Genomic DNA, 13,385 nt, shown 5'->3' with positions numbered 1-13,385 from the left:
ATGGTATAATGTTGTTCCGGGGGTGGCTGGCGTGGCTAAACGAAAAAAGAAGAAGAAAAAAGCGCTGCTCGGCAGCGTTTTAAAATATGAAATATATGGAATTTTATTAATAACTATTTCCGTCATTGCACTGTCTGGTGAAGCAGCCGTAGGGCGCTCACTTTCAAGTATGGCGGGTTACTTATTAGGGAGATTTTATTTTGTGTTGCCGCTTATCGGCATTTTTTATGGACTTATGGTGATGATCCATCGAAGATGGCCTTCCTCGTGGAACAGCAGGCATACTGGCGTGCTTCTGCTTCTATTGTCTATGTGCCTTATGAGCACAATATCTGCAATGGAGCAGAAGCTTGGCCCGTTGTCTTTGTTACATCCTGGCAATGTAATGACACAAATACATAATGATCTTTCGGGATCACTTTCACCTGGCTCGAACGAAAGCAATGTCTATATGCTGGGTAAGGATATAAGCGGAGGGTACATCGGCGGGTTGGAGTATGCAGCGCTGTTATGGCTTTTTGGTAGTCTGGGCGCTAAGCTGCTTATGATCGTCATGCTGGCGATCAGCTTTATGCTAATTACCAACTTGTCCTATGTGGAGATTTTTACGCTTTTGCGAGTGCGCTTGGTTAAGTTTGTGGAGGGGATTCGTCTCCATGCTGCAAACCGTCCGAAGGCGGTTCCGGTAGCGGCCAGACCTTCTAGAGCCGCTGCTCCAGCTAAAGCTCGGCAGGTGAAGCAGCCTGTCTATGATGACGAGGAGGAAGAAGACGAAGACGATCGGTATTTGCCTAATCGCAAACAACCTGTCCTTTTGAAAAAAATATCTGGCTGGTTCTCAGGCTCCACGCGTTCACAGGTGGAAGCAGATTCTGAGGATGACGATCAGGGTCCAATTGTGACAAGTGCTTCAACCGGTCCGATTATTTCGGGATTAACTCCAGATAGTCATGTAATTCCATTAGACGATATCGATCATGATTTTGATGATGCGGATCTGGATATTGAACCTGTGACGCCTATTATTCGTGACTTTTTTGAACATATCCGTTCAGAAGGGTTAAACGAAGAAGACCGGGAAGAGTGGAGTGAATTCTCACCCGCAGCTCGTGGTGAAGCAGCTAAACCTGCTGTAGCCGGACCTAATGCCGTTAAGCAGCAGCCTACGGATGAGTCTGAGGAGAATGTAAGCATAGACTTGGAAGGCCTGCTAGGTGCTTCTCCAGATGGAGAGATTATTCCTGCTCCTCCAGCACCACCGCCACCGAAGCCATATAAGCTGCCATCGTTCCGTCTTCTAGCCAAACCTAACAATGGTGGCAAAGCTGGAGATCAGAATGATTATATGCAGACTGCCCGTAAGTTAGAAGCAACACTTGAAAGCTTTGGGGTACGGGCTAAGGTGCTGGAGGTAGTAAGAGGCCCAGCGGTTACGAGGTATGAGATACAACCGGATATTGGGGTTAAGGTTAGCCGTATTGTAAATCTGACGGATGACATTGCCCTTGCACTTGCAGCCAAAGACATTCGGATGGAAGCGCCGATTCCGGGTAAATCTGCAATAGGAATAGAAGTTCCGAACTCTGAGGTGTCTATTGTTACCATGCGCGAAGTTATGGAAACACAGATTTTTCAGGAGGCTGAATCCAGATTATCGATTGCTTTTGGCCGTGATATTTCCGGCCAGACCATTATTGGCAATCTGGCTAAGATGCCCCATTTATTGGTGGCCGGTGCAACTGGCTCCGGTAAATCTGTCTGCATCAACGGGATTATAACAAGCATCTTATACAAAGCTAAACCTGATGAAGTTAAATTCCTCATGGTCGATCCTAAGATGGTAGAGCTGAATGTGTACAATGGAATTCCCCATCTTTTGGCTCCGGTTGTCACAGATCCAAAGCGGGCTAGCCTAGCTTTGAAGAAGATTGTTGTGGAAATGGAGAAGCGTTATGAGCTATTCTCCAAATCGGGAACACGGAATATGGAAGGTTATAATAAGCTAATGGCTGAGAATCCAGCGGCAATTCTCCCGTATATCGTTGTTATTGTGGACGAGCTTGCGGATTTGATGATGGTTGCAGCCAATGATGTCGAGGATGCAATTTGCCGACTTGCACAAATGGCGCGGGCGGCTGGAATTCATTTAATTATCGCTACACAACGCCCTTCAGTAGATGTAATCACAGGTTTAATTAAAGCTAATATTCCATCCCGGATCGCTTTTGGCGTATCGTCCAATGTGGATTCACGTACCATTTTGGATATGCCCGGTGCAGAGAAGCTGTTAGGCCGAGGTGATATGTTGTTCTTGCCAATGGGCGCATCTAAACCTATTCGTGTACAGGGAGCTTTTATGAGCGACCAAGAAGTAGAGACTATTGTTCAATATGTCAGCAGTCAAGGTGAAGCCGAATACGATGAGTCCATCGTTCCTGAAGTGGATGATACAATCACTGAGGATCAGGAGCCACAGGATGAATTATACGAGCAGGCCGTACAAATTGTGCTGGAGGCTAAGCAGGCTTCAGTGTCGCTGCTACAGCGTCGTATGCGTGTCGGTTATACCCGTGCAGCCCGGTTGATTGACTCTATGGAGGCTCGTGGAGTCATCGGTCCTTACGAGGGCAGCAAGCCGCGTGAGGTGCTGGTGTCACTTGAGCAATATCAGCATAACAAGATCAGCTCCTAAGCTGGACAAGCCCGTCGAAACCTTCAATAGACAGTAAAAGAGATGGCCACTTTATGAAGTGGACCATCTCTTTTTTGTATCCTGAGTACTTATTTGACTCTTGGTGCAGCAAGCAAAGCTTCAACAATATAATCCAGTTGCACATTTAGAGAATAGATATCACTGTAATAACCTAATCCAAAATCAATTTCCATCAAACGGCCTTCTTTCACGGCAGGGATATTGTTCCAAATTGGGTTTTGGGTCAGATCAGCCATACCATCATAAGAGGAGCGGAAGATATAGTCACCGCTGTATTTGCCAAGGACTTCAAAGGATACGGATTCGCCATCCGCACCAGTCGCCGTATCTATTTTCTGTTGAATGATTTCCGGCGCCTTCATGCCTAAATATTCATAAATGATTTGCGAACCACGTCCGAATTGTTTGCTTGCCACAACAGCCATACTGTTGTCTTTTCCACCTTCCATGATGGATATTGTGTGATCCAGAATACCAGCTTCTTGCAGCTTTTGTTTGCTGTCTTCAACTTTTTTATGGAAATCAGTAAATAATTCTTTTGCTTGATCTTCTTTGCCTACGACTTGTCCAATAAAGGACACCCGTTCTTCTGTTGACATTTTTTCATACGGAACTAACACTGTTGGTGCAATTTGGTGGAGGGCTTCATAAGTTTCCTCTGACGGCACGATGATAAGATCAGGATTTAGAGCAAGGATTGCTTCAGGGCTAGCCTCAAACCAGGTGCCAAGCTTTTGCACATCTTTTAGCTCATCTTCAAATGCAGCACCCTCGGACACATCGGATACACCTATAGGTTTAATGCCTAGAGCCAGTACATCACCGAGCAAATAAAGAACTACGACTCTTTGTGGACTAGTGGGAACGGCAATGTCTCCTTTAACTGTGGAAATTATCCGGGTTTGTGCTTCGACAGCAGCTTTGTCTGTATTTGCTCCTGTACTTGTTTCTGCTGAGGGGGTTGGTGTCCCATTGCTTGACGCATTTGAATTTGTGGTTCCCGTGGAACAAGCGCTTAACACTATGGTAAAGCATAATAACAGGGTGAGCAGTAATGATGGTTTGGCATTTCTAAACATTGGTAATTCCCCTTCTCCGTTATAATGATAATGATTATCATAATCAATATAACGGAGAGGTTGTGTTCGGGCAATGTCAGTTTGCGCACCTTGGGATGGCATATCACGCCAACTGGGTTGGGTGATCAATTTATTTTTGTATCGGACAGGGGAGGTTCCGTAATATTTTTTGAACATTTTTCCTAGATAATAGCCATCAGGATAACCTACTGCAATTGCGATGTCATGCAAGCTCGCCTCAGTGTTCAGGAGCAGTATTTTCGATTTTTCCATGCGGATGCTGATTAAGTACTGAGCAGGACTAGTCTGCAGTCGTGTTCTGAATAATCTGGATAATGTTCTAGGGCTGCTGTTTACCGCTTTAGCTAATTTTTCAAGAGAGAAGGTTTCCTTATAATAAGTCTGCATATAGCGAATTGCTTGATTTAGCGGATCAGGTTGTATTAACTGTGTTTCCAGCGTATGCAGCTGCCTAAGCAGCTCATAAATCCATTGATAAAACAGTGTTTTAACATGCAGCCGATCCAAAAGACCTGTTTTGCCCCAATCAGTAAACATGTTCTCCATCTTATCAAATAAGGGCAGTGGACTAGTAGGCGTAAATCCATATTGAAGATTAAAGGGATTATTGTGTTCCATAATTGCTTTTAGATTGTTGCGTGAGGCGAGTGAAAGGTTTGCTTTATATAAAATTAAGTAATACTCCAGTAGTTCCTCCGTGCGTAAAAATTGAATGTTCATTCCTTTTCCACCATGAAGGATATGAAAGTTGCCGATCTCGTGCGGGACCTCGTCAATCAGTATTTCGGCCTTGCCGTTTATGATCAACAAGAATGCGCTTGAGGGCAGCTGATAATGTGAATTCAGATCACTTGATCGTTGAAAAGTATGGCGTATATCAATAATTTCTATTAATGCGTGGTTCCACAATAAAATGTGGTCCTTTAAATTCATGATTAATATCAACTCCAACGTTTTCTTATTTGGATTATAGTTGATAATTATTCTCAATTACAATGAAATGCTATTACTTCTTTTTTAGTAATGCATAGGATGTCCTGACAGTCGTCATAATAACTTTAGCCATCCATGCAGAACTCACAAAAGAAAGGTAGAGCGAACCCCTATGAAGAAACATAAGTTGTGGATCTTTGCTTCTTTAACCCTTGCACTTGCTGCCGCGCCGTTTGCAGGAATGCTGCTCCAGGGTAATGGCATAGTACAGACCAAGCAAAGTGCTGCTGCGTCATTTGTCCATGAACTAAATCATCCTGAAGAAGAGGCCTTGCCTGCCTTCAGCACGACTCCGATTAAACTCGGTTCTTCTGGTCAGGATGTTTATGAGTTGCAAGGACGTTTAAAACATCTGGGCTTTTATGAAGGGAAAATAGACAGTCAGTTTGGTCCGAAAACGAAAAATTCAGTAACGTGGTTTCAATGGAAGTTTGGAATGAAGTCTGATGGCATCGTAGGCGCTAAGACTAAGCTGAAATTGTATAACGCAACTAAGAACTGGAAGCCGACAGAGTCGGCTTCAGCAACCGGAAATAATACAGCAAACAACAACACCGGTAACAAAACAAATACAACCAATAATTCGGATTCAGCGTCTCTGTCTTCAGGGAATACGATGGGATTATCAGAAAATGATCTCAAAATTATGGCTAATGCCGTCTATGGTGAGTCAAGAGGTGAACCTTTCGAAGGACAAGTTGCTGTTGCTGCAGTAATCTTGAACAGGGTAAAATCTCCGAGCTTTCCAAATACGCCGTCTGGCGTTATTTTTCAGCCGGGAGCTTTTACAGCTGTAGCTGACGGGCAGATTTATTTGGAGCCAAATGAGCAGGCACGAAAAGCAGTGCAGCAAGCGCTGAATGGCTGGGATCCTTCGGGTGGGTGTTTGTATTATTTCAACCCTAAAACGGCGACCTCCAAATGGATTTGGACTCGTCCACAGGTCAAGACTATCGGCCAGCATATTTTCTGTATGTAGATAAGTAAAGAAGTAAATCCAGAGAGCAACCGGGAAGAGGCATCCGGTTGCTTCCTTACTTTGGAATGGTTTAGAATGGTTATTAATTCATAAACATGTTAATGAGCAACTATCCACGCGGTAAAGGAGTTTTGGACTTGACTAATAATGTATTTCAGCATGGCAACGTTGCAGGTATGCGTATTCACGTGATGCCTACCAAGGCGTTCAAGACCTACGCCATCTCACTTTATGCCGGCGTCCCACTTAATGAGGATACGGTAACCCCTACAGCACTTGCCCCATTTGTGCTCCGCAGAGGTACCGCTTCTTATCCAGAGACTACTCAATTCCGCGAGCGTTTGGAGGAGCTGTATGGCGCTGGATTTGGTTTTGATATTTATAAAAGAGGCGATTATCAGATTGTTCAGTTTCGCATGGACACCATTAATGACTCCTTCGTGCAGAGTCAGGAGAGCTTGCTTGAACAATCCTTTGCTTTCCTAGGAGAAGTCCTGACCCGTCCGTTGGTGGAGGATGGAAGCTTCCGTTCTTCCTATGTTGCAACAGAGCGTGAAACAGTGCGCAAGAAGCTGGAATCTATCGTAAATGATAAGATTCGTTATGCTGCGGAACGCTGTATCGAAGAAATGTGCCGTAACGAGCCCTATCGCCTTCATCCACTGGGTCAAAGAGCGGATTTGGATCGGATTACTCCAAAAAGTTTGTACGAATCCTATAACTCATGGCTGGATGGAGCTATTTTGGATCTCTATGTAGTGGGAGATACGACTACTGAGGAAGTTGAAAAGCTTGTGCAGCATCACTTCGGACGCATTCAGTCGGAGGTGGGCTTATATAGCTCCAAGTTTGTCCCAGTATCCGTCAGCGAGGTACGGACGGTAGAGGAGAAGCTGGATGTCAGTCAGGGCAAGTTGAACATGGGTCTGCGCACATCAATTACGTATAAGGACGATACATATGCGTCCGCACTTATGTATAACGGAATATTAGGAGGGTATCCACACTCCAAACTCTTCGTCAATGTACGGGAAAAGGCCAGTCTTGCATACTATGCTTCTTCACGCTATGACGGTCACAAGGGGATTGGAACGATACAATCAGGTATTGAAACGCAAAATTACAACAAAGCTGTTGAAATTATAGAGAAACAACTGGAAGAGATGAAAGCTGGCAATATCAGTGATCTGGAGTTAAGCCAGACCAAAGCCATGATCCGCAATCAGCTTTCCGAGATTCCGGATTCTGCTTTTGAGATGATCTCTTACGACTTCAACCGCCAGTTGTCAGGAAAAGAACGGACAGCGGATCAGCTGCTAGAAGAGGTGGAACAAATCGGTGCAGGGGAAGTAAAAGCTGCAGCGGAGACCTTTCAGCTGGATACGATTTATTTCTTGACAGGGAAGGAGGAATAGAGATGGAACAGATTCAATACGACAGACTTCAAGAGACCCTTTATCATGAGGTGATGGATAATGGGCTTCAGGTTTATGTATTGCCAAAACCAACATTCAAAAAAACTTACGCCACATTTGCAACTAAATATGGTTCTGTAGATAACCATTTTCATGTCGCAGGTGGAGAAGAGACCACTGTTCCTGATGGTATAGCTCACTTTTTGGAGCACAAAATGTTTGAAGAGCCAGAAGGCGATATTTTTGCCACTTTTGCCTCAAATGGAGCTTCAGCTAACGCTTTTACAAGTTTTGATCAGACGGTTTATCTTTTCTCGGCAACAGAGAACATAGAGACCAACCTTAGTACACTCGTTGATTTTGTGCAACGACCTTATTTTACGGATGAGAATGTAGAAAAGGAAAAAGGGATCATTGGTCAAGAAATCAATATGTATGCAGATAATCCAGACTGGCGCGTGTACTTTGGCCTTATTGAGGCCATGTATTCGAAACATCCGGTTCGGATTGATATTGCCGGAACAATAGAGTCGATTAGTACGATTACGAAAGAAACACTGTACACTTGTTACAACTCTTTTTATCATCCCAGCAATATGCTGTTGTTCGTAGTGGGTGGTGTGGATCCGGAGAAGGTATTCTCCTTGATTCGCAGCAATCAGCAGGGGAAATCTTATGGTAAACAAGGTGAGATTAAGCGTATTTTTGAAGAGGAGCCGGAACAAGTCGCTACGAAGCGCTTAGAAAGCAAACTCGCTGTTTCGATGCCTAAGATTATGTTTGGATTTAAGGAAAAAGTTGATGGTCTTACAGGCGAAGCTGCGCTTAAGCGTGATCTCGCCACAAAGCTTATGCTTGATTTGCTGGTTGGCAGCAGCACAGCGTTGTACCAAAAGCTCTATGATGAAGAACTGATCTCAGACAGCTTTGGCCATGAATTTAATAGTTCAGAACAATATGCTTTTTCAGCTATGGGTGGAGATACCAAGGACCCGGATTTGCTGCTAAAACGAATTAAAGAAGAAGTGGATCAGATCTTAAAGTCTGGCTTTGCTGAGAAGGACTTCGAGCGGGCACGGAAAAAGAAAATAGGCGGATATTTGCGCATGCTGAACTCCCCTGAAAGTATCGCACATGAATTTACACGTTACCAATTCCGCGGTGGTGACCTGTTTGAAGTTCTGCCTATTTACGAATCGATTACTTTAGCTGAAGTGAATGAGCGTTTACATGCCCATGTAAATTGGGAGCAGCTCGCTGTTTCACTAGTGGTGAGTCCTTAAATGGCGCTTTTGGGAGAGAGCAACAAACCATTAGGAGAAATGACAGTTCTGGTGACAGGGGGCAGCGGGGGAATCGGTGGCGCCATTGCAGAACGGTTTGCCTCTGTAGGCATGAATATTGTTATTCACTACAAGCACTCACATGAAGCTGCTAATGATGTCGCTCGGCGTTGTATGGCCCTTGGAGCAAAGGTAATGACTGTAAATGCGGATATGAAGGATCGCAGTCAGATTGTACGAATGGCGGAGAAGCTTGAAAGTAATGGAATGCAGCCGGATATTCTTGTCAACAATGCCGGTAAATCTCATTATGGGATGCTGGCTGATGTGAGTGAAGAGGAATGGGACGATATTATGGCCATTAACTTGAAAGGTACCTTTATGTGCAGCCAGATTTTTATGCCGTACATGGTATCCCAGCGTTATGGTCGAATCATCAACGTTTCTTCCGTGTGGGGAATATCGGGAGCCTCTTGCGAGGTCGCTTATTCAGCCAGTAAAGGCGGAGTAAATGCTTTTACTAAGGCGTTAGCCAAGGAACTAGCACCTTCTGGCGTAACTGTGAACGCGGTAGCTCCAGGAGCGGTTAATACGAATATGTTGTCTAACCTACAGGAGGATGAGGTCCGGATGCTGGAGGATGAGATTCCGGCGGGACGTTTGGCTACACCGAACGAGATCTCCTCACTGATTTACTTTTTAGCATTGCCTGAATCCGGGTATATTACTGGGCAGATCATTAGCCCTAACGGTGGCTGGATTACTTAATGCTTAACTTGGAGAAAAGCTCCAGCATAAGAATCTATCGTCTGAGACATATTATAAGTGTTGTTTTTTAATCTCTCGTAAGGCGGCTTACAGCCTGTATGCAGGTGTTTGACCGTAAACATGAAGGAGGATTTAAGATGACACAAGACGATAGCGTAATCAAAAATTTTGACACCTGGAAGAAATTCCTAGGTAAACGGGTTGTACAGGCTGAGAAACTTGGGATGAGTCAAGATACAATCTCAAAGCTGGCTTTTGAAATCGGGGAATTCCTTGATGAAAAAGTGGATCCAGCAAACACTCAAAACCGTGCGATCAAAGAGCTATGGGATGTCGGCAACGATGAAGAAAAGCAAACGATTGCTAAACTCATGGTCAAGTTGGCGAAAGACAACGCCTAAGCTTGCGGAAAAGCTCCCCCTGTGGGAGCTTTTCTGCAATTATTACAGGACTGACCTTGCCTTTCATTTTTATTTTATATATCATTAACATGACCCGTGTAAAAGACCGCTTTGCCGGGGCAGCTTTTTTTGCTGTATTGGCAAAGGGTAGGGAAAAGGAATCTATGAGGTGTACAAGTGGAATATAAACAGTGGTATATGGAATACAAGATTCACAAGAACAGACCCGGTCTGCTTGGTGATATCGCTTCAATGTTAGGGATGCTGGAAGTTAACATTCTGACGATTAATGGAGTTGAAGGAAAAACTCGCGGAATGTTGCTGGAGACCAATGATGATGAGAAAATTATGCTGATGGGCGAAATGCTCAAAAAAGTTGATAATATTACAGTTTCAGCTCTGCGGTCTCCAAGGCTCGTGGACAAGCTGGCTGTGCGCCATGGGCGATATATTGAACGGGATTCGGATGATCGGAAGACGTTTCGTTTCACCCGCGATGAGCTAGGTCTATTGGTTGATTTTCTCGGTGAACTGTTTAAAAAAGATGGGAATCAGGTTATAGGACTTCGTGGTATGCCCCGTGTAGGAAAGACGGAATCCATTATAGCTGGCAGTGTCTGTGCTATGAAACGCTGGACATTTGTCTCCTCCACATTATTGCGGCAGACGGTGCGCAGTCAATTGGCTGAAGATGAGATGAACCCACATAATGTATTTATAATTGATGGTATAGTTAGTACGATCCGCTCTAATGAGAAACATTATAATTTATTGCAAAATGTTATGAGCATGCCAAGCACAAAGGTTATTGAGCATCCAGATATTTTCGTACGCGAATCTGAGTATAGTTATGATGACTTTGATATTATTATTGAGCTGCGGAATAATCCAACGGAAGAAATCTTGTACGAGTCATTTACGACGAGCTACAGTGATGATTTATAGAACACAAACGATGAAGAATACACTTCCGAGCATGTTTTTTTATAAAGCTGGTTAAGGAAGTTTACATTCATAGAACTTACAGGAGGTGATGGTATGTCGGAACTGGGCCGGCAATTGAAAGAGGCACGTCTGCAAAAAGGGATGAGTCTTGACGATGTCCAGGAAGTAACAAAAATTCGCAAAAAGTATTTGGAAGCCATCGAGTCTGGAGACTACAAGGTGCTTCCAGGAAGTTTTTATGTGAGGGCGTTTATCAAAACGTATGCAGAAGCAGTAGGCATGAGTCCTGACGAACTGCTCGAGGAGCATGGGAACGTACCTGCACCACCCGCAGACACGACCATGGAGACGGTGATTCAAAAGCGCAGCCGTAGACCCGAAACCGAACGGAATGCAAAATGGCTGCCAACGGTGCTGATGTGGACATTCCCTATATTGATTATTGTGGTGATTTACATTTATGCTTCTAGTTTAAACAAAGCAGACCCGGATCAAGTTGATCAAACAAATATCACCAATAATGTGCAGGATCCTAATACAGCACAAACATCTCCACCCGCATCAGGAGGCGGTGTAGTAGCGCCTACTTCCTCGGCAGAAGCAACTACTGAGCCAACTACGGAGCCTACGCCAACACCGACACCAACGCCGTCTCCTCAATCGATCACAGTTACACCAGATGGGAAGTCAGGCAAAACAACGAAATTTAAGGTTACAGCTCCTGCCGGAAGCGAAGTTAAGGTTGAGATTGTTGCATCCGGAGTAAGCTGGCTTGAAGTTTACAAAGGCGAAAACTCTAAAGGTGAAAAACTCTCCTTCGGAAATACTGCAGCAGGAGAAACTATGAGCTTCGTTCTTGGTAGTGAGGGCATGTATATTAAGTCTGGGTATTCCCCAGCAACTGAAATTACCGTAAATGGTCAAGTAATCACGGATGAGAAGACGTCCTCACGTCTCCTGCTTAATCTTGACGACGGTTCTGGAAGTGAAGGTACCCAAAGTGACGGGACAGGCGAATAACAAATAGGATGTATAGACTTTGGCTTTAGGGAGAACATAAGACTGTTTTCAGTTTTAGCCAAAGTGAGGTGTACATCTTATGACAGTTAGCTGGATTGTAGCTGGCCTTGGGGTTGTTGTCAGTCTCATCGGATACTATTTGACACCAGGTGCTTGGGGATACGGAATTCTCGGATTCGGTATTGCACATATTGTGCTAGGAATTCTGGATATGTTTCGTAATCCGGTCCGAAGCAGATAGAAGCTGTAGAAATGAACGTCTCCAACGGCGTACTTCCGGTGGAGACGTGTTTCTACCCTTTGAACCAAACTCACTCGAAGGAAAAGCTCCACTTAGTGGGGCTGTTTTCTATGTCGGGTGAGCTACATAATGATTTATCCAAAATTAGACTTAATAGTACCATTCTCTTATAATAGTAGCAGACTAATTGTATAAAGGACGTGGAGTTTAATGAGTTCAGAATGTTCATTTGATATTGTATCCAAAATGGATATGCAGGAGTTAACGAATGCTATTCACCAAACAGAGAAAGAGATCGACAACCGCTTTGATTTTAAGAACAGCAAAAGCAGTCTGAAGCTGGAGAAAGACGCACTTATAATCGCCTCTGAAGACGAATATAAGCTCAACGCTGTTATTGATATTTTACAATCAAAGATGGTGAAAAGAGGCATTACCCTAAAAAATCTGGATTTCGGTAAAGTAGAACCGGCTTCCCTGGGATCTGTACGTCAACGTTTAGGGCTTAAGCAAGGCATTGATCAGGAGAATGCGAAAAAAATTAATATTCTGATCCGTGATTCAAAATTAAAGGTGAAGAGCCAAATCCAAGGGGATCAAATTCGTGTGACCGGTAAGAGCCGCGACGATTTGCAGCAGATTATTCAGATCTTGCGTAAAGCTGATTTGCCGCTGGATCTACAATTCATGAACATGAAATAGAATTTTGTGCCCCGCAGTGCTTATTAGCACTAACAACGCGGGGTGCTTTCTGTTTTTTTGACACCTATTTATTGCTATAATATACTTGCTTAAGTAGAAATGGATTAGCCTGATTTAGGCAATTTGTATGAACGATTTAGGGGAGGAAAACTTCAGTGAATTTGCCCAACCGCATCACGCTAGCTCGTATTTGCCTGATCCCGATTATGATGTTTTTTTTACTGGTGGATTTCAGTTTTTATCCAGAACCGATACATTGGGGCTCGTTTCAGCTATCTGTTAATCATTTGGTAGCAGCTGTAATCTTTTTGCTTGCGGCCAGCACGGATGGAATAGACGGCTACATTGCTAGGAAATATAATATGGTCACCAATCTCGGTAAACTCCTTGATCCACTTGCGGACAAACTGCTGGTATCTGCAGTTCTGATTTCACTTGTGGAGCTGGGCAGATGCGATTCATGGATTGCTATTGTAATCATCAGTCGTGAGTTTGCAGTCACCGGACTTCGCCAGATTGCATTGCTAGAGGGAAAAGTGGTTGCCGCCAGCAAATGGGGCAAGATAAAGACGGTTGTACAAATTGTTGCGATCTCACTGCTGTTGTTGAATAATTTCCCATTTCAATTTGTCAGTATTCCTGTAGACGATATTGCTATTTGGGCCGCAGCGCTGATCACTATTTATTCTGGAATTGATTATTTTGTGAAGAATAAGGATCTGCTACAGCTGCATAATGCGTAAGCATGTAAGCTGGATATACAAGGAAAGGTAATAGGTGAAGCACCTATTACCTTTTTTGAAATCCAAAAGCAGTGTACCTACA

The 13,385-nt window shown here is 44.0% G+C and carries 12 protein-coding genes; 11 read left to right on the top strand and 1 reads right to left on the bottom strand.

The window, feature by feature from the left end; translation table 11 throughout:
* Positions 1 to 31 precede the first annotated feature (31 nt).
* Positions 32 to 2,692: an FtsK/SpoIIIE family DNA translocase gene (locus tag MHI15_RS01505; protein WP_076301620.1), complete on the top strand. Its 2,661-nt coding sequence runs from the start codon at positions 32 to 34 to the stop codon at positions 2,690 to 2,692.
* A gap of 89 nt (positions 2,693 to 2,781) precedes the next feature.
* On the opposite strand, the gene MHI15_RS01500 is transcribed toward MHI15_RS01505, so the two are convergent.
* A complete protein-coding gene (locus MHI15_RS01500) occupies positions 2,782 to 4,746 on the bottom strand; it encodes an AraC family transcriptional regulator (RefSeq protein WP_312148484.1) in 1,965 nt (654 codons plus the stop codon).
* 172 nt (positions 4,747 to 4,918) lie between these two features.
* Here MHI15_RS01500 and sleB point away from each other — a divergent pair, with 172 nt between their 5' ends.
* From sleB to pgsA, 10 genes are all read left to right on the top strand, one after another.
* Positions 4,919 to 5,785, top strand: a complete 867-nt coding sequence (gene sleB, locus MHI15_RS01495; RefSeq protein WP_036688421.1) for a spore cortex-lytic enzyme — start codon at positions 4,919 to 4,921, stop codon at positions 5,783 to 5,785.
* A 176-nt stretch (positions 5,786 to 5,961) separates the two neighbouring features.
* Positions 5,962 to 7,200, top strand: coding sequence for an EF-P 5-aminopentanol modification-associated protein YfmF (gene yfmF, locus MHI15_RS01490; protein ID WP_254848801.1), 1,239 nt, complete (start codon positions 5,962 to 5,964; stop codon positions 7,198 to 7,200).
* A gap of 2 nt (positions 7,201 to 7,202) precedes the next feature.
* On the top strand, positions 7,203 to 8,483 hold the full coding sequence (yfmH, locus tag MHI15_RS01485; RefSeq protein WP_038571902.1) for an EF-P 5-aminopentanol modification-associated protein YfmH: 1,281 nt from the start codon (positions 7,203 to 7,205) through the stop codon (positions 8,481 to 8,483).
* The gene (gene ymfI / locus MHI15_RS01480) at positions 8,484 to 9,251 is read left to right on the top strand and encodes an elongation factor P 5-aminopentanone reductase (RefSeq protein ID WP_036688412.1); all 768 of its coding nucleotides are present in this window, start codon (positions 8,484 to 8,486) and stop codon (positions 9,249 to 9,251) included.
* Between the two features lie 137 nt (positions 9,252 to 9,388).
* Positions 9,389 to 9,652 carry a DUF3243 domain-containing protein gene (locus MHI15_RS01475; protein ID WP_036688409.1) on the top strand — a complete coding sequence of 88 codons (264 nt, stop codon included), beginning with the start codon at positions 9,389 to 9,391 and terminating at the stop codon, positions 9,650 to 9,652.
* A 177-nt stretch (positions 9,653 to 9,829) separates the two neighbouring features.
* The gene (locus MHI15_RS01470; RefSeq protein ID WP_036688406.1) at positions 9,830 to 10,597 is read left to right on the top strand and encodes a DUF3388 domain-containing protein; all 768 of its coding nucleotides are present in this window, start codon (positions 9,830 to 9,832) and stop codon (positions 10,595 to 10,597) included.
* Positions 10,598 to 10,690: 93 nt separating this feature from the next.
* Entirely contained in the window at positions 10,691 to 11,617 is a 927-nt protein-coding gene (locus tag MHI15_RS01465; RefSeq protein WP_076127875.1) for a helix-turn-helix domain-containing protein, read from the top strand.
* 79 nt (positions 11,618 to 11,696) lie between these two features.
* A complete protein-coding gene (locus MHI15_RS01460; protein WP_169744781.1) occupies positions 11,697 to 11,858 on the top strand; it encodes a hypothetical protein in 162 nt (53 codons plus the stop codon).
* A gap of 210 nt (positions 11,859 to 12,068) precedes the next feature.
* On the top strand, positions 12,069 to 12,560 hold the full coding sequence (locus tag MHI15_RS01455; protein ID WP_076127877.1) for a YajQ family cyclic di-GMP-binding protein: 492 nt from the start codon (positions 12,069 to 12,071) through the stop codon (positions 12,558 to 12,560).
* Positions 12,561 to 12,715: 155 nt separating this feature from the next.
* Positions 12,716 to 13,303 carry a CDP-diacylglycerol--glycerol-3-phosphate 3-phosphatidyltransferase gene (gene pgsA, locus MHI15_RS01450; protein WP_036688397.1) on the top strand — a complete coding sequence of 196 codons (588 nt, stop codon included), beginning with the start codon at positions 12,716 to 12,718 and terminating at the stop codon, positions 13,301 to 13,303.
* Positions 13,304 to 13,385 lie beyond the last annotated feature (82 nt).

Origin of the sequence: Paenibacillus sp. FSL H7-0918 (assembly GCF_038007025.1) — a bacterium.
GTDB classification, from domain to species: Bacteria; Bacillota; Bacilli; order Paenibacillales; family Paenibacillaceae; genus Paenibacillus_AQ; species Paenibacillus_AQ odorifer.
Note: the sequence above shows the minus strand (reverse complement) of the source record. Positions and strands in the feature narration are given on the sequence as shown.